25 protein-coding genes are annotated in these 24,092 nt (G+C 53.7%); 7 read left to right on the top strand and 18 right to left on the bottom strand.

Features of this window, described 5'->3' with window-relative positions; translation table 11 throughout:
• Nucleotides 1–45 precede the first annotated feature (45 nt).
• Complete coding sequence (locus Q5911_RS06750; RefSeq protein WP_303181910.1) at nucleotides 46–681, top strand: HAD family hydrolase; 636 nt, start codon at nucleotides 46–48, stop codon at nucleotides 679–681.
• A 12-nt stretch (nucleotides 682–693) separates the two neighbouring features.
• Here the strand turns inward: Q5911_RS06750 and Q5911_RS06745 are convergent, their stop codons facing one another.
• Both Q5911_RS06745 and Q5911_RS06740 read right to left on the bottom strand, forming a co-directional pair.
• Nucleotides 694–1,614, bottom strand: a complete 921-nt coding sequence (locus Q5911_RS06745; protein ID WP_303181908.1) for an AEC family transporter — start codon at nucleotides 1,612–1,614, stop codon at nucleotides 694–696.
• A complete protein-coding gene (locus Q5911_RS06740) occupies nucleotides 1,611–2,531 on the bottom strand; it encodes an NYN domain-containing protein (protein WP_076780759.1) in 921 nt (306 codons plus the stop codon). Before Q5911_RS06740 ends, Q5911_RS06745 begins: the two co-directional genes overlap by 4 nt.
• A 185-nt stretch (nucleotides 2,532–2,716) precedes the next feature.
• Here Q5911_RS06740 and Q5911_RS06735 point away from each other — a divergent pair, with 185 nt between their 5' ends.
• Complete coding sequence (locus tag Q5911_RS06735; RefSeq protein WP_303181905.1) at nucleotides 2,717–3,319, top strand: DUF1836 domain-containing protein; 603 nt, start codon at nucleotides 2,717–2,719, stop codon at nucleotides 3,317–3,319.
• 44 nt (nucleotides 3,320–3,363) lie between these two features.
• Here the strand turns inward: Q5911_RS06735 and Q5911_RS06730 are convergent, their stop codons facing one another.
• Together Q5911_RS06730 and Q5911_RS06725 are read right to left on the bottom strand one after the other, a co-directional pair.
• Nucleotides 3,364–3,660: a YerC/YecD family TrpR-related protein gene (locus Q5911_RS06730; RefSeq protein ID WP_076776821.1), complete on the bottom strand. Its 297-nt coding sequence runs from the start codon at nucleotides 3,658–3,660 to the stop codon at nucleotides 3,364–3,366.
• A gap of 122 nt (nucleotides 3,661–3,782) precedes the next feature.
• Nucleotides 3,783–4,508 (bottom strand): phosphatase, encoded by a 726-nt coding sequence (locus Q5911_RS06725; protein WP_281725369.1) that lies wholly within the window; start codon nucleotides 4,506–4,508, stop codon nucleotides 3,783–3,785.
• Between the two features lie 130 nt (nucleotides 4,509–4,638).
• Between Q5911_RS06725 and Q5911_RS06720 the strand changes: the two genes are divergently transcribed.
• The 4 genes from Q5911_RS06720 (at nucleotide 4,639) to Q5911_RS06705 (ending at nucleotide 7,551) form a co-directional block, all read left to right on the top strand.
• Nucleotides 4,639–4,857 (top strand): hypothetical protein, encoded by a 219-nt coding sequence (locus Q5911_RS06720; RefSeq protein ID WP_076776817.1) that lies wholly within the window; start codon nucleotides 4,639–4,641, stop codon nucleotides 4,855–4,857.
• 54 nt (nucleotides 4,858–4,911) lie between these two features.
• On the top strand, nucleotides 4,912–5,388 hold the full coding sequence (locus tag Q5911_RS06715; protein WP_303181902.1) for a hypothetical protein: 477 nt from the start codon (nucleotides 4,912–4,914) through the stop codon (nucleotides 5,386–5,388).
• 54 nt (nucleotides 5,389–5,442) lie between these two features.
• Nucleotides 5,443–6,480, top strand: a complete 1,038-nt coding sequence (locus Q5911_RS06710) for an ABC transporter substrate-binding protein (protein WP_303181900.1) — start codon at nucleotides 5,443–5,445, stop codon at nucleotides 6,478–6,480.
• Between the two features lie 252 nt (nucleotides 6,481–6,732).
• The gene (locus Q5911_RS06705; protein WP_303181897.1) at nucleotides 6,733–7,551 is read left to right on the top strand and encodes a hypothetical protein; all 819 of its coding nucleotides are present in this window, start codon (nucleotides 6,733–6,735) and stop codon (nucleotides 7,549–7,551) included.
• 192 nt (nucleotides 7,552–7,743) lie between these two features.
• On the opposite strand, the gene fliB is transcribed toward Q5911_RS06705, so the two are convergent.
• The 6 genes from fliB to Q5911_RS06675 form a co-directional block, all read right to left on the bottom strand.
• Nucleotides 7,744–8,895, bottom strand: a complete 1,152-nt coding sequence (fliB, locus tag Q5911_RS06700) for a flagellin lysine-N-methylase (protein WP_226394601.1) — start codon at nucleotides 8,893–8,895, stop codon at nucleotides 7,744–7,746.
• 32 nt (nucleotides 8,896–8,927) lie between these two features.
• Nucleotides 8,928–10,553 (bottom strand): phosphoenolpyruvate--protein phosphotransferase, encoded by a 1,626-nt coding sequence (ptsP, locus tag Q5911_RS06695; protein WP_076776793.1) that lies wholly within the window; start codon nucleotides 10,551–10,553, stop codon nucleotides 8,928–8,930.
• 92 nt (nucleotides 10,554–10,645) lie between these two features.
• On the bottom strand, nucleotides 10,646–11,578 hold the full coding sequence (cysK, locus tag Q5911_RS06690; protein WP_303181891.1) for a cysteine synthase A: 933 nt from the start codon (nucleotides 11,576–11,578) through the stop codon (nucleotides 10,646–10,648).
• 145 nt (nucleotides 11,579–11,723) lie between these two features.
• Nucleotides 11,724–12,173 (bottom strand): RrF2 family transcriptional regulator, encoded by a 450-nt coding sequence (locus Q5911_RS06685; RefSeq protein WP_303181889.1) that lies wholly within the window; start codon nucleotides 12,171–12,173, stop codon nucleotides 11,724–11,726.
• A 71-nt stretch (nucleotides 12,174–12,244) separates the two neighbouring features.
• On the bottom strand, nucleotides 12,245–12,697 hold the full coding sequence (locus tag Q5911_RS06680; protein ID WP_303181887.1) for an RrF2 family transcriptional regulator: 453 nt from the start codon (nucleotides 12,695–12,697) through the stop codon (nucleotides 12,245–12,247).
• Between the two features lie 19 nt (nucleotides 12,698–12,716).
• A complete protein-coding gene (locus Q5911_RS06675; RefSeq protein WP_076776783.1) occupies nucleotides 12,717–14,129 on the bottom strand; it encodes an amidophosphoribosyltransferase in 1,413 nt (470 codons plus the stop codon).
• 260 nt (nucleotides 14,130–14,389) lie between these two features.
• On the opposite strand from Q5911_RS06675, the gene Q5911_RS06670 reads away from it, so the two are divergent.
• Nucleotides 14,390–14,590 (top strand): cold-shock protein, encoded by a 201-nt coding sequence (locus tag Q5911_RS06670; protein WP_076776781.1) that lies wholly within the window; start codon nucleotides 14,390–14,392, stop codon nucleotides 14,588–14,590.
• 175 nt (nucleotides 14,591–14,765) lie between these two features.
• On the opposite strand, the gene Q5911_RS06665 is transcribed toward Q5911_RS06670, so the two are convergent.
• From Q5911_RS06665 to gcvPA, 8 genes are all read right to left on the bottom strand, one after another.
• Entirely contained in the window at nucleotides 14,766–15,461 is a 696-nt protein-coding gene (locus Q5911_RS06665) for a P-II family nitrogen regulator (RefSeq protein WP_226394598.1), read from the bottom strand.
• A 14-nt stretch (nucleotides 15,462–15,475) separates the two neighbouring features.
• Nucleotides 15,476–17,002, bottom strand: a complete 1,527-nt coding sequence (locus tag Q5911_RS06660; protein ID WP_303181996.1) for a DUF1538 domain-containing protein — start codon at nucleotides 17,000–17,002, stop codon at nucleotides 15,476–15,478.
• A 198-nt stretch (nucleotides 17,003–17,200) separates the two neighbouring features.
• Nucleotides 17,201–18,064 (bottom strand): bifunctional 5,10-methylenetetrahydrofolate dehydrogenase/5,10-methenyltetrahydrofolate cyclohydrolase, encoded by an 864-nt coding sequence (locus Q5911_RS06655; RefSeq protein ID WP_303181879.1) that lies wholly within the window; start codon nucleotides 18,062–18,064, stop codon nucleotides 17,201–17,203.
• Between the two features lie 82 nt (nucleotides 18,065–18,146).
• Nucleotides 18,147–18,773 carry a cyclodeaminase/cyclohydrolase family protein gene (locus tag Q5911_RS06650; RefSeq protein ID WP_303181993.1) on the bottom strand — a complete coding sequence of 209 codons (627 nt, stop codon included), beginning with the start codon at nucleotides 18,771–18,773 and terminating at the stop codon, nucleotides 18,147–18,149.
• A gap of 61 nt (nucleotides 18,774–18,834) precedes the next feature.
• Complete coding sequence (lpdA, locus tag Q5911_RS06645) at nucleotides 18,835–20,241, bottom strand: dihydrolipoyl dehydrogenase (protein ID WP_281725386.1); 1,407 nt, start codon at nucleotides 20,239–20,241, stop codon at nucleotides 18,835–18,837.
• A 22-nt stretch (nucleotides 20,242–20,263) separates the two neighbouring features.
• Entirely contained in the window at nucleotides 20,264–21,262 is a 999-nt protein-coding gene (locus Q5911_RS06640; protein ID WP_303181876.1) for a lipoate--protein ligase, read from the bottom strand.
• A complete protein-coding gene (gene gcvPB / locus Q5911_RS06635) occupies nucleotides 21,259–22,701 on the bottom strand; it encodes an aminomethyl-transferring glycine dehydrogenase subunit GcvPB (protein WP_281725388.1) in 1,443 nt (480 codons plus the stop codon). Before gcvPB ends, Q5911_RS06640 begins: the two co-directional genes overlap by 4 nt.
• Nucleotides 22,702–22,704: 3 nt before the next feature.
• A complete protein-coding gene (gene gcvPA / locus Q5911_RS06630; protein ID WP_281725389.1) occupies nucleotides 22,705–24,015 on the bottom strand; it encodes an aminomethyl-transferring glycine dehydrogenase subunit GcvPA in 1,311 nt (436 codons plus the stop codon).
• Nucleotides 24,016–24,092: the final 77 nt, after the last annotated feature.

The raw sequence follows: 24,092 nt of genomic DNA, 5'->3' as shown, positions 1-24,092 counted from the left end.
GTTAGACTGGAATAAGAATTTTTACTTTCGGGAAAGGAAACCATTATGAAATTTGAAAATATTATATTTGATGTGGACGGAACTTTGTGGGATACCACCAAAACTGTAGCCGACTCCTGGAATTATGCGGTGGAGGTACTTGGTTATCCTCCCGCCGGCATCACAGGAGAACAGCTGAAAAACGAATTCGGGAAGACAATGGACGTGATCGCACAGGATCTCTTTCCTCATCTTCCACTGGATCAAAGAGATATACTGATGGAAGCCTGCTGCAGATATGAAGATGAATTTCTGGAAGAACTGGAAGTGCCGCCCCTCTACCCGGATATCCAGGAAACGATTGCCACTCTTTCTAAAAACCATCGGCTCTTCATTGTCAGCAACTGCCAGAGCGGCTATATTGAGCTCTTTCTCCGCAAGACCGGTCTGGAAAAATATATCACCGACATCGAATGCTTCGGAAATACGAAAAAGACAAAGGGCGAAAACATCCGGCTTGTCATAGGCAGAAATATCCCCGGCAGTACCTGCTATGTGGGAGATACTGCCGGGGATCAGGCGGCTGCCGCCTACGCGGGCATTCCTTTTATCTTCGCCTCGTATGGATTTGGACAGGTGAGTGAAGAAGATTCGTTTGCATCCATATCTTCTATACGGGAGCTGCCGGACCTTGTCAAATAATGGATATAACTGTCACAGCACGCTGTGTATGATCAGGCTCCAAATGGGGATCGCAGCCATGGACAACATGGTGGTGAGCACCACACACTGCGTGGCAAACTCCTCATCTCCATGGTACTTCATGGCAAGGATCGCTGTGGTCGTACCAGCCGGCATGGCTGCCAGGGTCACAGAAACGCCGGCCACCACAGAATCGATGTTCGCCAGCCAGCATCCCGCAAACACAACGGCAGGGATAAAGACCAGGCGGATGAAAGAATAAGCCACTGTGGTCCGGGTCAGGATGTGACGCATATCCACATCTGTCAGGATCGTTCCGATCAGCATCATGGTGATGGCTGTAGTACACCCTCCCACATTTTCTATGGCAGAGCTCAAAAATCCCGGAAGCTGTACCTGGGTCACCATCAGTACAATGCCGATCTCTACTGCCACGATGCAGGGATGCTTCAGTACCTTTTTTACCACTTCTTTTTTGCTGGGGCACTCTGTAAAATAGGACACCCCTGCCGACCACATGACGATCCTCTGGGGGATCAGATACACAGAGGCATAGAGAAGACCAACCGAGCCGTACAGCCCTTCCGCCACCGGATTGCCAAGAAAACCCGCATTGGAGCAGACTGTGGCGTACTGCAGGACCATCCTTTTCTCCTTCGGCACCTTCCTGTAAAGTATTCCGCTGATAAAAGTGCAGAAAATCTGGATCAGGATAGAAATTATAAGGATCTCCACTCCTGACACAAACACAGAGTGGTCCATAGGCATGTAAAAGGCGGATATGATATTGCAGGGTAGGATCAGATCAATGACCAGATCCGTCAGCATGCCCTTCCCCTCTTTTGTAATAATGTTCATTTTTCTTAAGACGACCCCCACAGCCATGAGTAAAAACATCATAACCTGGAGGTCAAAAAGTCCGTCTATTTTCATTTATGCTCATCCCTTTTGCTGTAAATGACTCTGTTATGCTCTCCGTCGTCCAACACATGCACGCCGGGGAAACTCTGGATATACTGTTTGAACTGGGAGTACCCGTAATCTCTCACTTTAAAGTCCCCGAACTTGTTTCGGATCCTGTTCCCCAGAACACTCAGGAAAATGCCGTGTTTTCCGCTGTCCCGGATCTGCTTCAGGATAAACTCCTCGATCCGCTCTTTTTTACTCTTGTCCTCAAAAAGCGTCACTGTGATCTGGGATCCGGACTGTATCAGTTTCAGCTTGGGGAAAGACTCAAGGAATCTGGACAGAAGGCTGTACCCATACCGCCGCACATCAAAATCCGGATACATCTTCACAAGGCGGCTTCCCACCTCACCCAGGCCGGTCTCCCTGTCATCATTCTGGTTTTCGGTAATAATCCGGATCACAGCCTCTTCAATCTGGCTTCTGGCCACCGCATCATTCTCGCTCATGCTGTCCTCCAGAAGGAGCTCCAGCACGGTAAAAATGTCACACGCCTTTCTGAAAGGCGCCGGCGTCTTATTTTCCCCCATTCCAATGACAGTCTTTCCGCTCTCCCTGAGCCGGCTGGCCAGCTTTGTGAAATCACTGTCGCTGGACACAAGGCAGAATCCCTCCAACTCACTTGTGTACAGCATGTCCATGGCGTCAATGATCATGGCCGAGTCCGTTGCATTCTTTCCGTGTGTGTAGCTGAACTGCTGGATCGGCGTAATGGAGTTGTTGAGAAGCTCATCCTTCCACCCCGCATTGTTGGTGCTTGTCCAGTCTCCGTAAATTCTTTTATACGTTACGTTTCCATATTTTGAAAGCTCATCCAGTATAGGCTCAATGTATTTGGATGATACATTGTCCGCATCAATGAGCAGCGCAAATCTGTCTTCCATGCCTGTTACCTCCCCGTTGTTTTCCGTTCTGAATATGGCATTCTTATTTATTATAGCAGAATTTTCTGCCGGGATATAGTAAAGGCGGAAAGAAATGTGGAAAATATATTCAGAAAACATTTTCAAGCCGCTCTTGTCATCTGGTTTTTAATACTATATAATGGGGATGTTGAGGTGGTGAAACTATGACAATTGATACAAAAAATATGCTGAACAGTATTCTGCAGAGTCTGTCACGGATTGACTACGTGAAACCTCAGGATATTCCAAATATTGATCTCTATATGGACCAGGTCACAACATTTATGGAGAGCCAGCTCGGCTCCACCCGCCGGTACAACGAGGACAAGATCCTGACAAAGACCATGATCAACAACTATGCAAAGAACAATCTTCTTCCCCCTCCGGTGAAAAAGAAATATTCTAAAGAGCATGTGCTGGTCCTGATCTTTATCTACTACTTTAAAAATATCCTTTCTATCCGGGATATTGAGACTCTGCTGAAGCCTCTCACAGAGAAGTACTTCCACAACGGAAAGGACTTTGACATCACTTCTGTGTATGAAGAAGTCTGCAGCCTGGAGAAATCCAGGATCGACCAGCTGGCTAAGGATATTGCTAAAATGTACAGCACTGCTTCCGATACCTTCCAGGACGCTCCGGAAGAAGACCGGGAGGCTCTGCAGCTTTTCTCTTTTATCTGCAGCCTTGCGTTTGATGTCTATGTAAAAAAACTTCTCATGGAAAAGCTGATCGACCAGCTCCCTGATCCGGAAGGGAAAAAGTAAAGAGCATAAAAAAGAAGATTGCACAGCGCAATCTTCTTTTTCATTTAGTCTTCTTTAGGATTAATCCTCTCAAATACCATGTCGTACCCGTCATTTCCATAATTCAGAGAACGGTTCACCCTGCTTATAGTTGCAGTGGATGCTCCGGTTTTATCTGCAATTTCCAGATAGGTCTTGTGCTCTCTGAGCATCTTTGCCACCTCAAACCTCTGAGACAGGGAAAGCAGCTCATTGATCGTGCAGATATCTTCAAAAAATATATAACACTCTTCTTTATCTTTCAGACTCAGTATGGCGCTAAAGAGATAGTCAACCGCCTCTGTCCTGATTTTTTTGCTCATATTTATTCTCTCCTCCGAAGTGAAATTCATTATGCGTATATTTTAGCACACTAAATTCATAAAGTCCATAGGCGGGCAGAATATTTTCCTCCATGCGCCCCATATACCGCATTCCCTGTTTCTCAGCGCCAGGCCCTGCGTTTCAGAACAGACAGCAGCTTCTCTAAAGACGTATTAGCCACCAGCTCTTCCGGGAAATCCGCCTCCAACAACAGACGCTGTGAATACTCTGTGTTCACAATATCCACATCCACATGTGCATCGCTGCCCAGGGTGACCATTGTACCATACTTTTTACAGCAGCGGAGCATTTCCAACGCATTTTCATAAGTATTTTCCCGGAAGCCTCCCGGCCGCAGAGAAGAATTGTTGATCTCCAGCAGAGTTCCCGTCTCCCTGGCAGTCCTGGCAAGAATATCGTAATCCGGCCCGTACCGCCCGTCATCAGGATGCCCGATAATGTCGATAACCTCCTTCTTCATAGCATTGACATAGGCTCTCGTGTTCTCCTCCTTCCCACTGGTCCTTCCGTAGCATGGAGGATGAATACTTGCCACTGCTATATCCAGAGAACGTATCGTATCCTCCGGCAAGTCCACCGTACCGTTTTCATCCAGGATATTCAGCTCTACGCCAAAGAGAAGGCGCAGATTCTCCATCTGTCTTGGGACTACCTTCAGATTCTGGAAATAGTAAAGCCCGCAGCTTCCGGGCATCTTCGGCGCATGCTCCGTAATAGCAAGTCCCTCAAGCCCTTTCCGCGCAGCCATAGAAGCCATTTCCCGGATTGTATTGTAGGCATGTCCGCTGGCAATGGTGTGGGTGTGGGTATCAATTTTAATTTCCATCTCTTCCTCCTTGTCATTTGCTGTCGCTTGTCTCTATTTTCTTCACTCTGATAAAGTATAAAATTCCTCTGTCCGGCAATTATTATAACGTAAACTATTTTATTTAGCAAATAGAGGAGGCCTCAGTTCTATGAAGAATGAGAAAAACAAAACTGTATCCACTTCAGAAAAAGACAGAGAAAACCAGTCCCTCATCGACTCCTATGACTACATGGCGGGCGCCGCGTCAGCCGGCGACTGTACCGGTCTGATCCCCGCCGCCCCGGTCTCCGAGGCAGAGCGAGAATCCTACCAGGACCTGTATGCCTATCAATATCGCCCGCCCAAATTTCCCCCAAAGGAAAAATAGAGAAACACATTCCTTGTTCCCGGCATATAGTAAGGAAAAAAGGACTGTATCACTATGGAAAATCAAACACTCGTCCCGGTAAGCGGTGTGATCCAGCGCATCACGCCTCTTTCCCAGGACTGCTGCTCCCTGCAGGTCTCCATTGTAAACAACAGCGGCGTATCCAATTTTATCGTCAGCCCCTCCACCTACGTTGTCCAGGAGATCCATCTGCGGGCCGGTATGCTGGTGACAGCTTTCTACGACAGCAATCTGGCCATTCCCCTCGTATATCCGCCAGAGTATCAGGCTGTGATCATCAGCCGCAAGAATTCTAACGAAACCATCTATGCCGGGTGGTTTGACGACAACCTTCTGGCTGTGGATCAGTCACTGAAACTGAATGTAGCTCCCTCTACTCAGATCATAACCTCCAACGGTCAGAGATTCAACTGCAGTCTGGGCGGACGGCTTCTCATCGTCTACTACTCCGCCACCACTATGAGCCTGCCGCCCCAGACCACGCCCAGGCGTATTATTGTGGTATGTTAGCACTTTTCCTCCTTCCGCATATACTAAACCACCAGAATTTTTAAGGAGGATATTATGAAAAAGCGTCTATTTAGCGCAATGCTGGCAGCCGTCCTGGCCTTATCTGTCCTGGCCGGCTGCTCATCCAAGGAGAAGGAAGTCAGTTCTGACAGCGGCCAGACTGACGGCGACTCCAAAGAACTGACAAAGGTTGTACTGAACGAGGTAGCCCATTCTATTTTCTACGCCCCTATGTATGTCGCCATAGAGGAGGGCTACTTTGAAGAGGAGGGGGTACAGGTCGAACTGGTGAATGGTTTTGGCGCCGACAAGACGATGACCGCCGTCCTCTCCGGCGAGGCTGATATCGGATTTATGGGATCCGAGGCCTCCATCTACACTTACAACGAGGGGGCAGAGGACTATGTTGTCAATTTTGCCCAGCTGACTCAGCGAGCAGGCAATTTCCTTGTAGCCCGGGAACCCATGAATGACTTTTCTTGGGAAAATCTGAAAGGCCATCTTGTTCTGGGCGGCCGCAAGGGCGGTATGCCGGAGATGGTATTCGAATATATCCTGCGCCAGAACGGCATAGATCCGCAGAAAGACCTGTCCATAGACCAGAGCATTGACTTTGGTTCCACCGCCGCAGCGTTTGCCGGGGGGCAGGGGGATTTTACCGTGGAATTCGAACCGGGAGCCACCAGCCTGGAGCAGGAGGGAAAAGGCTATGTAGTGGCGTCCCTGGGTACAGACAGCGGCTATGTCCCCTACACCGCATTCTCTGCGAAGAAAAGCTATATAGAGGAGAACCCGGACGTGATCCAGGGATTTACCAATGCTCTTCAAAAGGGAATGGACTATGTACAGAGCCATACGCCGGAAGAGATCGCCGGCATCATAGCTCCGCAGTTTGAGGAGACGGATCTGGATACGATCACCACGATCGTAACCCGCTACTACGACCAGGATACATGGGCTGACAATCTGGTCTTCTCAGAGGACAGTTTTGATCTGCTCCAGGATATTCTGGAAGACGCAGGCGAACTGGAAAAGAGGGCTCCCTACGAAGATCTCGTGACAACCGAATTTGCCCGGGAGGCAGCCAAATAGATATGTTACCCGGAAAGGGGCTGTCTCAAAACCTGGCGGACCATCCTGCTGTGCAGGCTGATCATATATATCGCTGTCCTGCCTGTGTCACTGCAGCGCAAGGGCAGCCGGGCAGGCGGCATCTTTTGATGCCCCTGCCCATTTTTTCGGATTTCTGAAGAAAACCTTATGACTTTATAAAGCTTCTGTGTCTTTGCTTGCATCGCCCGGGCATACATTATAGAATAGTCCTGTTATAAAGGAGGTATACATATGAACGGCAAATCATACAGTGACTTTTTCGATGACGACTTTGAGGTAATCTATGAGGAAGATCTGCCCGAGATCAATATAAATGACACCCGCACGAACAAGCTGGCAGACACTGACAGCCTGGAGGATTATGATCTCCTGGAGAATGAAGATCTTGAGGATGAGGATCCTGATGACGATGAGTACGATGACCGGCGCCGCAAAAAGCAGGGCAAAAAAGAGAGCGACTCCAGACAGAGCAAAAAAAGAGACCGGGACAGGCAGCAAGACAGACGGGAAAAGTCCCGTTCCAGAAGCAGACACAATATCCTCTCCCCCGTAAAAAAGACAGCGCAGACAGGCGCTAAGGCCGCAGCGCGGCTCATACAGATGGTGTGTAAAATCGCATCCCTTGTGCTGATCGCAGTGATTACCTTTATTATGGGAGCTCACTTCCTGGAGGGGCTCTACACCTACGGAAATCCGGCCACAGCCCTGGCAGAGCGAAATTATACCATGGGAGCCTATGCAGCATTCGCCCTTTTTCTGCTGCTCTTTGAACTTATCTCCTTCCTGTGGGCGCTGACGGGTCCCCGGGTTGCCAGGGACGGGCGCCGCAGCTTCCAGAGTGATACAGGGAGGGGCATGTTCTCTTTCATTCTTGTGGGTGCCGGCTCTGTCCTGGCCTACATCCTGGCAGGCTTCATCCCCGGATGTCCTGCGCCCCTGACGGGGCTTAGGGGCGCTGTAGAAATCTACGGATCCCTCAGCTCCACGCTTCTCCCTCTGTGCATTGCAGGCGTCATAAGCTGTATACTTAGAAAGCTCTTTTCAAGGTAACACACAGGGGACTATATTTCTTCAAAATACTTTTCTCTCCATTTCCTTCCCGCTTCCCGGCCTCTCTCAGCCTCCTCCCGCAGAGTGGGCAGCCCCCTCATAGTCCGGCACAGACAAGTCCGGGCATTTTCATATTCAAACCTGTGTTCAGACATGCAAAAAGAGCGCTGGACCGGACAGCAATAGACCGGCTCAGCGCTCTGATAGGTTATATGTATGCGTTCTGTTCCAAAAGTAGTCGTCCAGAGCATTCAGATTTGCATCTGAATGCTCAATCTCCCTTGCATAGCGGTAAGACATCTGTATCAGCGCCGCCATATCAGCACTGGCTCCGTGAACATACCACTCCATCATCAGCAGTTCCTGTATCCACTCAACTGAGAAAAACGCCAGGCACACCTTGGCATGGACTGCGTCATCGTATACCGCGCCGCAGAAATAGGTGTAGATAAAAAACAGAGCCAGCCTTTCCAGACTTCTGTCCCACTCTTCCTTTCCCGGTCCGCAGCTGATCTGGCTCTCGCGGAAGCTGGCCCGTATCTTCTCATATTCCTCATCTCCTGCCATAAGAAGAAAAGTCTGCTCCTCTCCAAGCAGCTCTTCCCAGCAGGGATCCAGCCTCTCCAGCCCTTTCAGGATCTCCAGTTCTTCCAGCAGCATGGTGCGCCGGGTCAGAGCCCCGCGGTGCAGCAGCCACCTTTCGCCGGATGGAGGCGTCTGCTCTCCCTCCATACCAGCCTGTATCCATTCTTCCATACCAGAAAAGTCGCCTTCCTCCAGAAAGTCCTGTATCCCTCCTGCAAAGGCCAGGCAGAAACGCTCCTTCTGCTCAAAAGTCACTTCCCGCTTTCCAAGCAGTGCATACAGAACCTCCCTTGCATCCACCAGTTTGGTATACAAGAGAAAGTCAAAGCCCTCCTCAAATGTTTCCTCCTCATCTGTGTCCTCTGCCACAAAAGAAAGGTCATCCGCAGCTTCCAGCATGATCCTGGCTGCCTCCGGGCAGGACAGGGAGAGGGAAAACTCCCTCACATTTTCAAACTCCTCCACATGTCTGGGATACTGCGTACATGTATGGCACAGCGCGTCTTCCCCTTTTTCTATATAGAGATCACACAGTCCCTCTTTGTTGAGCATGGCGCAGCGCCCCTCATGCTGACGGAAGGTGCCGTCATCCCAGGAGACAGACCGCTTCATCCGCACGCCGAACTCTCCGGAATAGTTCCTGTACTTCTGGAGAGACTCCTCATCGATGACGATCTGCCACCCCTCACAGCAGGAGGCGGGGCACTTCCCCGCCACACATCTGAAATCATCATAATAAACCGGTCTGATATATCTCATAGGCTGCTCCTGACATCAAATTTCCTGTAAGATCAGCGTATCTCCCTGATCTTCTTCCGAAGCGGCAGCACTTTTCCCGGCGCCACCGAGAGCTCATCTATCCCCATTTGTATAAATGTCTCCGTCATATTCGTGTCTGCTGCCAGATCACCGCAGATACTGATATGTTTTCCCTCCAGGTGGACATTGTTGGTCACAATGCGTATCATTTTGACAAGCGCCGGGTGATACGCGTTGTAGTATCCTGTCAGTTTTCGATTGGTGCGGTCCATAGCCAGGGTATGCTGGGTCAGATCGTTTGTCCCAATGCTGAAAAAGTCCACTTCTCTTGCCAGCTCACCGCTGATCATAACCGCTGCCGGTGTCTCGATCATGACTCCCACTTTAATATTTTCATCAAAGGCCGTCTTCTCTTCCTTCAGTTCCGCCTTTGCCTTCTCCAGCACTTTTTTCGCACCTGCCACCTCCTCGACAGAGGTGATCATGGGAAACATGATCTGCAAATTTCCAAAAGCAGACGCCCGCAGGATAGCTCGCAGCTGGGTCTTGAACATCTCCTCTTTATCCAGAGAGATCCGGATCCCCCGGTATCCCATCATAGGATTGTTTTCTCCCGCGATCTCCATATTTTCGGGCAGCTTATCGCCGCCTAAGTCAGCGGTGCGCACAACAACCTTCTTTGTGCCCATGGCCTCCGCCGCCAGCTTATACACCTGGAACTGCTGATCCTCCGTGGGCAGCTTTCCGGGAGACTCCATGTAGAGAAATTCGCTGCGGAAAAGACCGATACCGTTTGCGTCATTGCGCAGCACTCTCTCGATGTCCTCGCGGCTCCCTATGTTGGCACACACGTCAATTTTCTGGCCGCTCTGGGTAACATTCTCTTTTCCCTTCAGGCGCTCCAGCGTCTCCACTTTCTGGAGATTCTGCTGCTTTTTCTGCTTCATCTTCTCCATGGTGGTCTGGTCCGGCTCAATATACAGCTTTCCGTCAAACCCGTCTATAATGACCATTTTGCCCTCATAGTCTCTCTTGAGAGCCTCACCGATACCGATCACAGATGGAATGCCTTTTGTCCTGGCGAGCACCGCCGTGTGGGAGTTGATGGAGCCATACATTGTGACAAATCCCAGGACTTTTGTCTTGTCCAGCCTGGCAGCCTCGCTGGGATACAGATCTCTGGCCGCCATGATAAACGGCTCATCCATAAACATGCGGTCTTTCCGGCTCCTGGACAGTATGCGCAGGACGCGGGACGCCACATCCTGCACATCCGCCTCATGTCCCCGCACATAACTCTCCGGTCTGGCGGAGAAAACTTTCAGGAAATCCTCGACAGACTCCTTCACCGCATACTCCGCATTCAGCTTCTGATCTGTGATGATGCGCACCACCCGGTTGACAAACTCCTCGTCGTCCAGGACCATCTGCTGCATCTCAAAGATTGTGGCGTTGGCCTCACCCAGCTCACTGGCCGACTCTTCATAGAGTTCACGGATCTCTGCCGCTGTCTTCTTTCTCGCCTTCTGAAATCTGACCAGCTCTTTCTCAGCGTCCTCCACATAAATCTTGCGGATCTCCCGCTCCCCTCTGTTAAAAAACACAAGCCGGCCGATTACGATTCCTTCTGATACCTTTTTCCCTGTCAATGTAATCATATGATACTTCCTGCCCCTTTTTTGTTCTGTATGTCTTTTACTTTACACGCTGGGGCAGATCCAGTCAAGTGCCAGCCGCACCTTACGCCCCCTTACTCTTCAAAGAGTGCTGTGGACAGGTATCGCTCACCTGTGTCCGGCAGAAGCGCCACAATGGTCTTGCCCTGGAATCGGTCCTGGCCGGCAAGCTGAAGTGCCGCGTGGAGAGCTGCGCCGGATGAAATTCCCACCAGTACACCCTGACGCTTAGCCAGCAGCCGGGCCGCCTCGAAGGCCTCCTGTGTCTTCACTTTCATCACTTCACTGTAAACTTCCGTGTCCAGGATCTCCGGCACAAATCCTGCGCCGATTCCCTGGATCCCGTGGGGGCCCGGCCTGCCGCCTGAAAGCACCGGGGAATCCTCAGGCTCCACGGCAACGATGTGGATGTCCGGATTTTTCTCCTTCAAAAATCCGCCTGTCCCGGTAACCGTGCCTCCGGTTCCCACGCCTGCCACAAAGATATCTACTTTCCCATCTGTATCCTCCCAGATCTCTGGTCCGGTGGTCTCCCTGTGGGCTTTGGGATTGGCGGCATTTACGAACTGTCCCAGGACAACAGCTCCCTCCATGGACGCTGCCAGCTCCTCCGCCTTTGCGATGGCGCCTGACATGCCTTTTGCCCCCTCTGTCAGTACGATCTGTGCTCCGTAGCTCCCAAGCAGCTTCCTTCTCTCCACACTCATTGTCTCCGGCATGGTAAAGATCACCCGGTAGCCACGGGATGCCGCCACAGAGGCAAGCCCGATGCCTGTGTTTCCGCTGGTGGGCTCAATGAGCGTATCTCCCGGGCGGATCAGACCTCTCTCCTCCGCGTCCCGGATCATAAAGAGGGCCGCCCTGTCTTTCACGCTCCCTGCCGGATTGTATGACTCCAGCTTTACAAGCACTCTTGCCCTGAGTTCTTTTTCCCTCTCCAGGTTTGTCACCTCCAGGAGGGGGGTCCTGCCGATCAGTTCCTCTACGCTTTTATATATCTTTCCCATTGTCTGTTGCTCTCCTTTCTTGTCTCCTTTGCACATTTGTGTGCCCTGTTTGCCAGCCATCCTTCAGCCGCCGCTCCGGGCACTGCCTCTCTAAATATAATATATTACTTTAGTAGGAATTGATCTCAAAAAGAAAGCTGCCCGGCTAGGCATCTGTCTCTGCGTGGACCTGTTTTCCCGCATTGTCAGGATCAGCCTCCTTCTTTATCAGGTCATTCAGTGTCTTTTCCTCCAGAAGGCAGGCTGTCCGGCGGTCAATCTCTTCCCACAGAAGGGCTCGGACTGCTCTGCTTATCTTGTCCTCCCTGCCGTCCCGATCGGCATCGGTAATGCAAAAAGGTCCCTCCAGCACTTCCAGTATTTCTCTGACCGTGATGCAGGACGGGTCCCGGGAAAGACTGTAGCCGCCCCCGGCCCCCTTTGTACTTTGGAGTATGCCGCCCCGGCGGAGCTGGCCAAACACCTGCTCCAGATAATTCACGGACACTCTCTGCCTTGCGGCGATCGCCGTCAGAGGGACCGGCTGTCCGCTGACATTGACCGCCAGATCCACCAGCGCCCTGAGGCCATATCTCCCTTTTGTGGATATTTTCATCTCCTGCACCGCCCTATACGCTTATTTTTATTTCCTACCAATTCAATAAATATTATATGGGTCTACTTATACTATATCTGCTCTGTCCTGTCAATCTCTCTTTTTTCTTTCCGCTTTGTCTCCTCAAGAATATGAGCAACCGTCACCTGATCCGCCGCATCCAGAATGCAGTCCCACATTTCCTGCCACAGCGGTCTGGTAGGGCAGACATCGCAGTCCATCTGACAGTCTGTCTCCCCTGTCAGGCAGCCCACGGGAGCAAGCGGGCCTTCCACAGCCTGCAGCACCATTCTCGCCGTCAGCTGTTCCGGGGATACCAGGAGGCGGTACCCGCCTCTGGCTCCCCGCACGCTCTCCACAATGCCCTTCTCCTTCAGCGCCTTTATGATCCTCTCCAGGTACTTTTCTGACAGTTCTCTGCGCCTTGCAATATTTCCCAGGCTCTCCTTTTGTTCTTCCCCTGCATGCAGAGCCAGGTCTGTCACAATCTCCATGGCGTAGACGCCCTTTGTCGATATCTTCATCTTGCACTCTGCCCCGCGGCTACTCTTTTCCGTTAAAGCAGTACGTACATACTTTACACGGCTCTATGCCAATGGAAGCAAGCAGATCGTCCAGACGGTGATATCTGAGAGTTGTAAAATTCTGCTCCTGGCGGATCGCTTCGATCATCTGCGCGTAGCGGCAGGAATCCGGATCTGTGTACTCCTCCAGCACTTCCTTAGGACAGTTCTCCCCCTCTTTCTCCCGGATTACCCGCCTGGTGATCAGTTCCAGCTCCGATTTTGTCCGGGAAAAGTTGAGGTATTTGCAGCCGTACACAAGAGGCGGGCAGGCGGGCCGCACATGCACTTCCTTTGCACCGCTCTTGTACAGGAACTCTGTGGTCTCCCGCAGCTGAGTTCCTCTGACAATGGAGTCGTCAATGAGGAGCAGCTTCTTATCCTCGATCAGCTCCCGCACCGGTATGAGCTTCATACGGGCGATGAGATTTCTCTGGCTCTGGTTCTGGGGCATAAAGGACCGGGGCCAAGTAGGCGTGTACTTGATAAAGGGCCGGGCATAGGGAATGCCGGACTCGTTGGAGTATCCGATGGCGTGGGCCACTCCGGAGTCAGGGACACCAGCCACGATATCCGGATGCACCGTTCCGCAGTCCCGCTTTGCCAGCATGCTTCCGCATCTGTATCTCATGGCCTCCACATTGACTCCCTCGTAGGAAGATGTCGGATAGCCGTAGTACACCCACAGGAAGGAGCAGATCTTCATCTTCTCTCCCGGCGGGAGCACCGTCTCCACACCCTCCGGCGTAATATAGGCGATCTCCCCGGGCCCCAGCTCCCTGTAATCGCTGTAGCCCAGATTGATATAGGCAAAACTCTCAAAGGAAATACAGTAAGCGCCCTCTTTTCTGCCCACTACAAGGGGTGTTCTCCCCATCAGATCCCTGGCCGCATAGATTCCGCCCTTTGTCATGATCAGCATGGTCAGAGAACCGTCGATGGTCTCCTGGGCATAGCGAATCCCCTCCGCAAAAGAACTCTTCCGGCAGATCAGGGACGCCACCAGCTCTGTGGCATTGATCATTCCTCCGCTCATCTCCTGAAAGTGGGAATGTCCTTCTCTGTATGCGTTGTCCAGGATATCGTCCAGGTTGTTGATCTTACCCACCGTGGCAATGGCAAAACTGCCCAGATGGGACTGTATGAGAAGCGGCTGGGGCTCATAGTCCGAAATGCATCCGATCCCCAGATTTCCTTTCATCTCCTCCACATCTCTCTCAAACTTCGTGCGGAACGGAGAATTCTCTATATTGTGGATCGCCCTGCAGAATCCTTCCTTCCCGTGAGCGGCCATGCCGCCCCTTCTTGTTCCCAGATGAGAGTGGTAATCCACCCCGTAAAACAACTCCAGTATACAGTCCTTCTTGGACGCCACACCGAAAAGTCCTCCCATGTACTTTTCCTCCTTTATTCAGCATTCTTTTATCCAATACAGTTCCTTCAATAGATACTTTTTCATTATAAATGATTTGCCCCCTAGATACAAGCCGAATTGTACAGCTGAATATTTGTTTTATGGGAATTTTCTGTATATTTCTGTCATATCAATTGACTTTTTCAAAGATTTATGCTACGCTGTCAGAGTAAATTTACAGACAATTCTGTAGATTTATGAACCTTTTATTTTTTATTCAATTGGTATGGAGGTAGCATATGCACAAAGGTACTGTAAAGTGGTTCAACAACCAGAAAGGCTATGGCTTCATCTCAGACGAAGAAGGGAATGATATCTTCGTTCACTACTCCGGACTTCTGATGGATGGTTTCAAATCCCTCGAAGAAGGCCAGGCAGTAGAATTTGATGTGACCGAAGGTACAAAGGGACCGCAGGCTGTCAATGTTGTCAAGCTGTAACTGAAAAACATTAATCGGAATAAGATGTACCTTTTATTTATATAAACGGCAATTTCATTTAGATATTTAAAAGCAATACATGCGAATGCGATTAAACACTGTGTGAAACACAAGAACGCTGCCCGGGGCTCGGATTTCCATCCGTCTGCCCCGGGCAGCGTTTTATTCTGTCAGACTACTCGTCTGCTTCTTCCTCTTCCACAAGCCGCAGTCCCGCCGTGTCTGTCACCGGCAGAGAGAATATAATGGCCTTTGCCTTGGTATCCATACCGGCCTGCTGCATGACAGCCTGCATAATGGCGTTCTTATTCTCCGTCTTTGTCACGATCAGGATCAGCTCCTTCTCGGAGACAAGGGAAACCCCGAAGAATTTCTCCGCTCTCTTCATGCCGGTTCCCCTGGCGTGGAGTACAGTGCCGCCCGCAGCCCCGGCGCTCCTGGCCGCGGCCATCACCATCTCATTGTACCCCTGGTTTGCAATTACGATCAAAAGTTCATGTGCTGTATCCTTCAATACCGTCTCCTCACCTTTCTCAAAATTCTGGTTATCCAGAAGAAACAGAAGCTCTCTCTTCCCACCGATACTGCTGACAGGCACAGTAAAGGCAATGCCTGTCCCCGGGATATCGATCTTGAACTGCTGGCGCAGCCCTTTTTTCAGCGTCTTCCACACTTCTCCCGTCACAACGCTCAGGATCACTGTCTTCTCCGACTCCTCCAGCCCCAGGTAATCCAGCATCTCACTGTTTGCCGTTCCCCTTCCCAGAGTGACCATGTTGGCGTCCACATGGTTTGCCTGGTAAAACTCCAGAAAATCCACGGCCGCCTCTTTCCAGTCAGTGATCGTCACCATCATATATACTTCACTCATAATTCAGCCCTCTTTTACAATTCGATAATCGCGTCATCCGCGTACGCTTCCAGGGATGTAACCTGGCCTTCCGCCGCTGCCGCTTCCGCGTGTCCTGCCTGCAGTTTGTAGATCAGTCCGATCACCTGTATGGTGATCAGCGGTGTCATGGCAACCATGGCAACCACGCCGAAAGCGTCCGCCACGATATCCCCGCCCACGGAGGTACATGCCCCTATGGCAAAAGGCAGAAGAAAGGTGGCCGTCATGGGGCCGGAGGCCACTCCGCCCGAGTCAAAAGCCACAGCCGTAAAGATCTTCGGCACGAAAAACGACAGCACGATGGCCACCAGATAGCCCGGTACAAGAAGGTAGAAAATGGAGATCCCTGTCAGCACACGCAGCATGGCAAGACCTACTGAGACAGCCACACTGATGGACAGACCCGTCTTCATGACGCCGCCTTCAATGGCTCCATCCGTCAGCTCCTCTACCTGCTTTGTCAGCACGTACACTGCCGGCTCGGCGATAACGATAAAGTAGCCGATCAGCATTCCGATCGGTATGATAATCCACTTGTAGGACAGAGATGCGATCATCTGTCCGAGATAATTTCCTGCAGGCATAAATCCCACGTTCACTCCTGTCAGGAACAGCACTAAACCTATATACGTATAGAAAAGTCCCACCAATATTTTGATCAGAGGACGTTTTTTCAATTTCAGTGAAAAAATCTGGAACAATCCGAAAAAAACAACGATTGGTAGAAGTGAAACTGCGATCTCTCCAAAATATTCCGGAAGTGCGTGTAAAAATAGTTTTCCAAGCTCAACGGAGTCTTCCACCCCCGTGAGCGAGGACATGCTGTAGGCTCCCCCGTCCGTCTCATAGATCAGCCCCAGTATGAGCACGGCCAGGATGGGACCGATGGAACAAAGAGCCACCAGGCCAAAGCTGTCGTCCGCCGCGTGGCGGTCGCTCCGGATGGCAGATATACCGATACCCAGTGCCATGATAAAGGGAACTGTCATAGGACCTGTGGTCACTCCACCCGAGTCAAACGCTACCGCAAGAAAGGCCTTCGGCGTAACTGCTGCCAGGGCAAACACAATAATGTAAAAGAACACCAGCATCCGGGAAAGGGGAATGCCGAACAAGATCCTCAGGAACGCCACCACAAGGAAAATCCCCACGCCTGTCGCCACGGCAACTATGATGACCATATTGGGGACTGCCGGGACCTGCTCTGCAAGCACCTGAAGGTCCGGCTCCGACACTGTGATGACAAACCCCAGGATGAAGCCCAGGACAACCATCACCCACAGCTTCTTCGAGCGGGTCATACTGCTTCCCACCCTCTCTCCCATGGGAGTCATGGCCATCTCGGCCCCCAGGGTAAAAAACATCATCCCGATCACCAGCATCACTGCTCCAACGAGAAATTCCAGCATAGTGTCCGTTGAAACCGGAACAATCGTAAAGCACAGCGCCATCACGATCACGATGATGGGAAGCACCGCGCTGACAGCCTCTCTCAGCTTTTCTTTTAATCTCTCCTTCAGTCTTTCTCTTACTTCTGCCTTGTGAAATTCTTCTGAATAAGTCGTACTGCCTTTTTTGCTCAATAATCGTCTCCTTTCTTCTGCCGTGTCAAATTGCTAACTTTATTAGTAATTATACATGGAAAAGGCAGCCCTGTCAAATCCAACCGGGCTGCCTGGAGCGTCCCTCTCCTTTATGCGCTGACTATATGATATTGTTTACACTCTGCTTTGTCCACTCAGGGATTCTGCCGCCCGGACCACGTGCTGTGCCAGCACGGATGTGGTGACGCTCCCCACGCCCCTGGGGACAGGACTGATAAAGGAGGCCCCTGGCTCCACCGCCTCAAAGTCCACATCCCCGCACAGATTTCCCTCCGAGTCCATATTGATGCCCACGTCCACCACCACAGCGCCTTCCCCTGCCATGGGGGCTGTGACCATCTTCGCCTTTCCGGCGGCAGCGATGAGTATGTCCGCCGCCCGGCAGGTGCCTGTCAGGTCCTCTGTCCGGGTGTGGCAGATGGTGACTGTGGCGTGCCGCTTAAGGAGCAGCATGGCCAGGGGTTTGCCCACCACCATGCTCCTTCCGATGACAGTCACCTTCTTTCCCTTTGGATCAATGCCGTAGTGGTCCAGCATCTCCATCACCGCCTCCGGCGTACAGGGCGCATAGCCGCTGTCGTCCCCGGAAAAGACCTTCGCTATATTGACAGGGCTCATGCAGTCCACGTCCTTGACCGGGTCGATAAGGCTCTTTAGGGGCTCCTCGTCCAGATGCCCGGGAAGGGGGCGGAACACTAAGATCCCGTGTACGGAAGGGTCCCTGTTCAGCGCTTCCAGCGCCTCCTCCAGCTCCCTCTGGGAGACGTCCTCCGGAAGCTCTGTCACCTGGCATCCGATGCCCGTCAGCTCCATCCGTTTCTTTGCTCCCCGCTCATAGGAGAGGTCGTCCGGCCTTGCCCCCACCCGCAGGATGGCCAGCTTTGGCTCTGTCCCCCTCTCCTTCAGCGCTTCTGTCCTCTGTATCAGGCGCTCCTTCATGGCCTTCGCCACTTCGGTTCCCAACATCACTGTTCCCATCTTTTTGTCCCTCCTGTGTTGTGTCTGCATGCTGCTTCCGCATATCGTCCGTCCGCCGTCAGGCTTCCGGATCGGTACCGCTCTATTTTACACTCTGGAGCACCTGGCTGTAAATACGCTCTTTCTTCCCCCGGCCCTCCGCGATCATCCGGTCAGCCCGGCCGTTCAGCTCCTCCGCCCGGCCTCTGTCCTTCATGAGCCGTGTGTTGATAAAGACATTTAAGGAGGCTCCCTCCAGGGCCGCCTGGGCAAAGAGGATGCCCACCCCCACGTCACTTAAGGCCAGCCTGCTGCCCTTCTCCCCCAGGACCTCCAAAAGGTCCATGGAGGCGAGCACGGTCTCCATGATCTCCAGCGGGGCCACGCTGGCGTCGTAAAGGGCGGACTCCATGACTTTCTCCCTGGCAGCCTTCTCCTCCTCTGTATTTTTCGGGAGCCCGTAGGCCCTGGACAGGGGCTCAAAGGCCTGGGCGTCCCGGTCTGTCAGGGCGACCAGCCTGTCCCGCAGCTTCCCCAGCTCCTCCAGGGCCGCCAGGATCTCCTCCTCCACTGCCGCGTATTTCTTTTTCCCCACAGTCAGGTTCGCCACCATCATGCCAAGGGCAGCCCCGAAGGCTCCCACAGCGGCGGAGGCTCCCCCTCCCCCAGGCACGGGGGCCTTGGAAGACAGCTCCTCAAGGAACTCCGTAGTCTTCATCTCCAGCATCATCATAGTCTTTCTCCTTCTCTTTTTGTCTCTGTCCTTCTGTCTGTTCTCTCTGGCTCTTCTGCTATCTCTTCTTTCTGGGCATCACATGGATGGCTCCGCCCTTCAGCTCCTCCAACGCCTCCGCCACGCCCTCATTGTAGGTGGGGTGGGGACGCATGGCCCGGAGCACCTGGGAAGCCGTCAGATGGTTTTCGATAGCGCTGACAAACTCGCCGATCATGTCTGTGGCCCGGCCGCACATCATCTGCACGCCCAGTATCTCCTCTGTCTCCTCATGGACGACCACCTTGATAAAGCCTCTCTCCTCCTTTGAGATGAGGGATTTCCCGTTGGCGCTCATGATGAACTTGCCTGTCCGCACAGGGATCCCTTCCCCTTTGGCGGTCTCCTCGTCCAGCCCCGCCGAGGCGATCTCCGGCTCCGTGTACACGCAGCCCGGCACCACCGCCAGGTCCACAGAGGGCTCCTGTCCTGCCAGCAGCTCCGCCAGCACCATGCCCTGGGCGCTGGCAGCATGGGCCAGCTGTGCGCCCGGGATCATATCCCCGATGGCGTAGACGCCCGGGATGCTCGTGGCAAACCTGTCATCCACGAGAACGCGGCCACGCTCCATATCCGGGACTGCGCCCTCCCCAAAAAGTCCCTCCGAGGCGGGCCGTCTCCCCACGGCGCAGAGCACATACTGTCCGGAGACGGACTGCTCTTTTTCCTTCTCCTCAAACCGGCAGACAAGTCCGCCCGCCGCCTCTTCCACAGACCGGACTGCCGCTCCCGTGTGGATATCCACTCCTCTCTTCTTCAGGATCATCTTCAGGTTCTGGGAGATTTCTTTGTCCATGTTTGGCACCAGCCGGGGCATGGCCTCCAGGATCGTCACCTTACAGCCAAGGGAGGAATAGATGGTGGCGAACTCCACGCTGATGACGCCTCCCCCTATGATGATCAGGCTCTCAGGCACCTCCCGCAGCGCAAAGAGCTCGTCGCTTGTCAGGACACCAGGCAGATCCATGCCCGGGATGGGCAGGATGACAGGTCTTGAGCCGGCCGCCAGCACCACTTGCTCCGCCTGGTACACCTGCTTTTCTCCGTCCTTCTCCACTTCCACCTGTCTTCCCGGGAGGAGCCTTCCCCTGCCCGCCAGACAGGTCACGCCGCCTCCCTTAAGGAGCTGCTCCACTCCCTGCACCAGCTGGTCTGTGGTCTCCTCCTTGTAGGCCAGGATCTTCTCAAAGTCAAAGCTGACTCCCTCTGCCTTTACCCCGAACCGCTCCGCCTGCCGGATCTCCCGGTAGAGTCCGGAGGCGTGGAGCATGGCCTTGGCCGGGATACAGCCCCGGTTCAGGCAGGTCCCCCCCGCCCGGCTCTCCTCCACAATGGCCGTCTTCAGCCCCAGCTTTGCGGCCTTGATGGCGCACACATAGCCCCCGGGCCCCGCGCCTATGATGATCAGATCGAATCTTTCTTCCATATCCTCTTCTCCTTTTGTCTCCCTATATCTCCTCCGACGCGACCCACCGGATGACATCCCGCAGCATCTCTGCCTCAGCCGGGTCGGCCGGGTGGAGCAGGCCAAGCTGCCTGCAGAGGGCCTTCCTGCTGTACCTGGCGTTTTTCAGACAGTCGGGAAGAGCCAGGATAAGCCCCGGCTTCAGGGCGTCTGAATAGACCGCCGCGTCTGTCACTTTTCCCTGATCCACCTTCAGCTCCACAGAGAGGCTCCCCCAGGGAAACCGGTGAGACAGCTCAAACTGGAATTCCAGCCTGCGCCCGAATTTCCACTCCCAGGATGCAAAATATTCCTCGTCGGCCTTCAGCCTCTCCCCGTCCAGCTCCTCCTCTGTCAGGAGAGTGCTCCTCTGGCCGTACACCTCCTCAAAGGCCTGCCGCAGTGCTGCCTTCAGCCTGTCTATAGTCAGGTCCGGGACAAATTCCCGCAGGTTGGCCACTCTGGAGCGGACAGAGTCCACACCCTTGGACTTCAGCTTCTCCTTATTCACCGTGAGATAGCTGCCCAGCACCTCCTTGTCCACGTCCGCCATCAGCGTACCGTGGTGATAGCAGTAGTCTCCCTGCTCATAGTAGGCGTTCCCGGAGAATTTCCGCCCGTCTGCCAGAAGGTCGTTCCTGCCCGACCGGACCGCAGGGATGCCCAGGGCCCTGACCGCCCGCAGGATCACCTCGGTCTGCCTTTCCACGCTGTAATCCTTCTTTCTCACAAGGAAAGTAAAATTCAGGTTCCCCAGGTCATGGTAGACAGCACCGCCTCCGGAGAGCCGGCGGGCCACATACCCGCCGTCCTCTTCCAGGCGGCTCACCCTGCACTCCTTCCAGGCATTCTGGTTCCTCCCGATGACGACCGTTCTCTGGTTCTGCCAGAGATACAGGATGCACTCCCTCTCGCCGCAGGTCTCCAGAAGATATTTTTCCACAGCCAGATTGTGGTATGGCACAAACTGCCCGCTCTCTGTATATCTGATGGTGTCGATCATGCTTCTCCCTCTGCTCCGAAATCATAGGTGAGGACCGGATGTCTGGCCGCCTCCACCTCGTCCAGCCTTGTGACCGGCGTGGTGACAGGCGCCTCGTGCAGTTTCTCCGGATCTGTCTTCGCCAGCTCATACAGGCTGCGGAACACCTGGATGGCATCGTCCAGCGTCTCCTTTGACTCGGTCTCCGTGGGCTCCACCATGAGGGCCTCCTCCACAATCAGGGGGAAGTACATAGTCGGCGGGTGGATGCCGTTGTCCAGCAGTCCCTTGGCAATGTCCATGGCCGAGATGCCGGTCCCCTTCTTCAGGTCCGCGAGGCTCATGACAAACTCGTGCATGCAGGTCTCGTCATAGGCCATGGTGTACAGATCCTTCAGGGCGCATCTCATGTAGTTGGCGTTCAGCACTGCGTTCTGGCTGGCCTCCCTGATGCCCTCTCTCCCCAGGGTGAGGATGTAGGTGAGGGCCCGCACCACCACAAGGAAATTGCCGTAGAAGCTCTTCATCTCCCCGATGCTCCGGGACGGCCTCTCAAACCGGCAGCAGTCCTCCCCCGTCACGAGAACGGATGGAAGGAAATCTGTCAGCAGCTCCCTGCAGCCCACCGGACCGCTTCCCGGGCCGCCACCTCCATGGGGCGTGGAAAAGGTCTTGTGGAGGTTCAGATGGACCACGTCAAAGCCCATGTCCCCCGGGCGCACAGTGCCCATGACCGCATTCAGGTTCGCCCCGTCATAATAACACAGTCCGCCGCACTTGTGCACGATATCTGTGATCTCAAGGATATTTTTATCAAACAGTCCCACTGTGTTGGGATTGGTCAGCATCAGGCCCGCCACGTCATCGCCGGCCGCCTCCCTCAGCTTCCCGATGTCCACACATCCCTCCGCGTTGGAGGGGATGGTCACCACGGAGTAGCCTGCCATGGCCGCGCTGGCCGGGTTGGTGCCGTGGGCCGAGTCGGGAACAAGTATCTTCGTCCTCTTTCCATCCTTCCTGCTCTCATGGTAGGCCTTGATGAGGAGAAGCCCGGTAAATTCCCCGTGGGCTCCCGCCGCGGGCTGGAAGGTCATACGGTCCATGCCGGTGATCTCACACAGATATTTCTCCGCCAGGTGGAGCACCTCCATACAGCCCTGCACCGTGTCCTCTCCCTGGAGAGGATGGATCTCGGTAAATCCGGGAAGGGAGGCCACCGCCTCGTTGACTCTGGGATTGTATTTCATGGTGCAGGAGCCCAGGGGATAAAAACCGTCGTTGACCCCGTGGGTCTTCCTTGCAAGCTCCGTGTAGTGCCGGGAGATCTCCACCTCGGACAGGGCGGGCAGGTGGAGCTCCTTCCCCCGTCTGTCCCCCTCCGGCAGGCTCACGGTCTCCACATCGCAGGGAGGAAGCGCAGGGCATCCTCTGCCTGGTCTGCTCTTTTCAAATACTAACATGCCTTACACCTCCTTCAGGATGCGGACTGCCTCGTCCATCTCTTCTTTTGTGTTCATCTCCGTGCAGCACCAGAGGATCCGGTGGTCGTCCAGGGGAAGTCCACCCAGGATGCCGTGCCCCTCAAGGGCCTGCAGCGCCCGGCCGGACTCCTTCTCCGACACGGTCACGAACTCGTGGAAAAACCCGCCCCTGTTCTCCAGCTCAAAGCCCGCCTCTCCCAGCCTTTTTGCAAAGTAGTGGGCCTTGGACAGGCAGGAGGAGGCGGCTCTTTCAAGCCCCTCATTTCCCATGGCTGTCAGGTAGACGCCCACCGCCAGGGCGCAGAGGGCCTGGTTGGAACAGATGTTGCTGGATGCCTTCTCCCTGCGGATATGCTGCTCCCTTGCCTGCAGGGTCAGCACGTAGCCGGTCTTTCCGTTCCGGTCCTTCGTCTGTCCCACGATCCTGCCCGGCAGCTTGCGCATCATGGCCCTGGTGGCGGCCATAAAGCCCAGGTAGGGTCCGCCGAAGGCGAGGGGAAGTCCCAGAGGCTGCCCCTCTCCCACCGCCACATCGGCCCCGTACTCGGCCGGTGTCTTCAGGATACCCAGCGAGATGGGATTCACGCTCATGATGAATTTGGCCCCCGCCTGGTGGACTGCCTCGCCGATTTCCTTTGCCGGCTCCAGGTTCCCGTAGTAGTTGGGGTGCTGGATGAGGACGCAGGCTGTCTCTTTATCCAGGTGTGCCTTCAGCCACTCCACATCTGTCACACCGTCTTTTTCCGGTATCACCTCCAGCTCCATCCCGTTCCCAAAGCAGTAGGTCTTTACCGTCTCAAGGATGCAGGGAAGGACCGCGGCGGATATGCAGGCCCTGCCGCGCTTCCTCTCTCTGCACATGGCCACTCCTTCTGCCGCGGCTTCAGCGCCGTCATAGACGGAGGCGTTGGAGACATCCATCCCGGTCAGGTCACAGATCATGGTCTGGTATTCAAAGATGGACTGCAGGATTCCCTGGCTGATCTCCGCCTGATAGGGGGTGTAGGCAGTCTGCAGATTTTCCTTGGATGTCACGCTGCCCACCACGGCCGGGATGTAGTGGCGGTAGGCCCCCGCCCCCCGGAAGATGGTGGGGAACACTTTGTTCTTTGCAGCTATGGACTGCATCTTTCTCTTCACTTCCAGCTCAGAAAGCCCTTCAGGTATGTTCAGTCCGCCCTTCAGCTTCACCTCCTCCGGGATATCCCGGAACAGGTCGTCCATAGACGCATAGCCGACGGCCTCAAGCATTGCCTGCCGTTCCTCCTGGGTGTTCGGCACATAGCTTCCCATATATTTTCCTCCTTCTTCTCTCCGGTAGTGTCCAAAACTACCATGCTTTTTATTGGTTAAAGTTACGTTTTACCTTG

Source organism: Lachnoclostridium phocaeense (assembly GCF_959599685.1).
Lineage (GTDB): Bacteria > Bacillota > Clostridia > Lachnospirales > Lachnospiraceae > Claveliimonas > Claveliimonas monacensis.
The sequence above is the reverse complement of the archived record's forward strand: the minus strand, read 5'-3'. Positions and strand labels throughout refer to the sequence as shown.

What these genes read in the sequence shown, in the direction of transcription:
- Q5911_RS06750 (WP_303181910.1), top strand. Translation starts at nt 46, where the DNA reads ATGAAATTTGAAAATATTATATTTGATGTGGACGGAACTTTGTGGGAT.
- Q5911_RS06745 (WP_303181908.1), bottom strand. Translation starts at nt 1,614, where the DNA reads ATGAAAATAGACGGACTTTTTGACCTCCAGGTTATGATGTTTTTACTC.
- Q5911_RS06740 (WP_076780759.1), bottom strand. Translation starts at nt 2,531, where the DNA reads ATGGAAGACAGATTTGCGCTGCTCATTGATGCGGACAATGTATCATCC.
- Q5911_RS06735 (WP_303181905.1), top strand. Translation starts at nt 2,717, where the DNA reads ATGACAATTGATACAAAAAATATGCTGAACAGTATTCTGCAGAGTCTG.
- Q5911_RS06730 (WP_076776821.1), bottom strand. Translation starts at nt 3,660, where the DNA reads ATGAGCAAAAAAATCAGGACAGAGGCGGTTGACTATCTCTTTAGCGCC.
- Q5911_RS06725 (WP_281725369.1), bottom strand. Translation starts at nt 4,508, where the DNA reads ATGGAAATTAAAATTGATACCCACACCCACACCATTGCCAGCGGACAT.
- Q5911_RS06720 (WP_076776817.1), top strand. Translation starts at nt 4,639, where the DNA reads ATGAAGAATGAGAAAAACAAAACTGTATCCACTTCAGAAAAAGACAGA.
- Q5911_RS06715 (WP_303181902.1), top strand. Translation starts at nt 4,912, where the DNA reads ATGGAAAATCAAACACTCGTCCCGGTAAGCGGTGTGATCCAGCGCATC.
- Q5911_RS06710 (WP_303181900.1), top strand. Translation starts at nt 5,443, where the DNA reads ATGAAAAAGCGTCTATTTAGCGCAATGCTGGCAGCCGTCCTGGCCTTA.
- Q5911_RS06705 (WP_303181897.1), top strand. Translation starts at nt 6,733, where the DNA reads ATGAACGGCAAATCATACAGTGACTTTTTCGATGACGACTTTGAGGTA.
- fliB (WP_226394601.1), bottom strand. Translation starts at nt 8,895, where the DNA reads ATGAGATATATCAGACCGGTTTATTATGATGATTTCAGATGTGTGGCG.
- ptsP (WP_076776793.1), bottom strand. Translation starts at nt 10,553, where the DNA reads ATGATTACATTGACAGGGAAAAAGGTATCAGAAGGAATCGTAATCGGC.
- cysK (WP_303181891.1), bottom strand. Translation starts at nt 11,578, where the DNA reads ATGGGAAAGATATATAAAAGCGTAGAGGAACTGATCGGCAGGACCCCC.
- Q5911_RS06685 (WP_303181889.1), bottom strand. Translation starts at nt 12,173, where the DNA reads ATGAAAATATCCACAAAAGGGAGATATGGCCTCAGGGCGCTGGTGGAT.
- Q5911_RS06680 (WP_303181887.1), bottom strand. Translation starts at nt 12,697, where the DNA reads ATGAAGATATCGACAAAGGGCGTCTACGCCATGGAGATTGTGACAGAC.
- Q5911_RS06675 (WP_076776783.1), bottom strand. Translation starts at nt 14,129, where the DNA reads ATGGGAGGACTTTTCGGTGTGGCGTCCAAGAAGGACTGTATACTGGAG.
- Q5911_RS06670 (WP_076776781.1), top strand. Translation starts at nt 14,390, where the DNA reads ATGCACAAAGGTACTGTAAAGTGGTTCAACAACCAGAAAGGCTATGGC.
- Q5911_RS06665 (WP_226394598.1), bottom strand. Translation starts at nt 15,461, where the DNA reads ATGAGTGAAGTATATATGATGGTGACGATCACTGACTGGAAAGAGGCG.
- Q5911_RS06655 (WP_303181879.1), bottom strand. Translation starts at nt 18,064, where the DNA reads ATGGGAACAGTGATGTTGGGAACCGAAGTGGCGAAGGCCATGAAGGAG.
- Q5911_RS06650 (WP_303181993.1), bottom strand. Translation starts at nt 18,773, where the DNA reads ATGATGCTGGAGATGAAGACTACGGAGTTCCTTGAGGAGCTGTCTTCC.
- lpdA (WP_281725386.1), bottom strand. Translation starts at nt 20,241, where the DNA reads ATGGAAGAAAGATTCGATCTGATCATCATAGGCGCGGGGCCCGGGGGC.
- Q5911_RS06640 (WP_303181876.1), bottom strand. Translation starts at nt 21,262, where the DNA reads ATGATCGACACCATCAGATATACAGAGAGCGGGCAGTTTGTGCCATAC.
- gcvPB (WP_281725388.1), bottom strand. Translation starts at nt 22,701, where the DNA reads ATGTTAGTATTTGAAAAGAGCAGACCAGGCAGAGGATGCCCTGCGCTT.
- gcvPA (WP_281725389.1), bottom strand. Translation starts at nt 24,015, where the DNA reads ATGGGAAGCTATGTGCCGAACACCCAGGAGGAACGGCAGGCAATGCTT.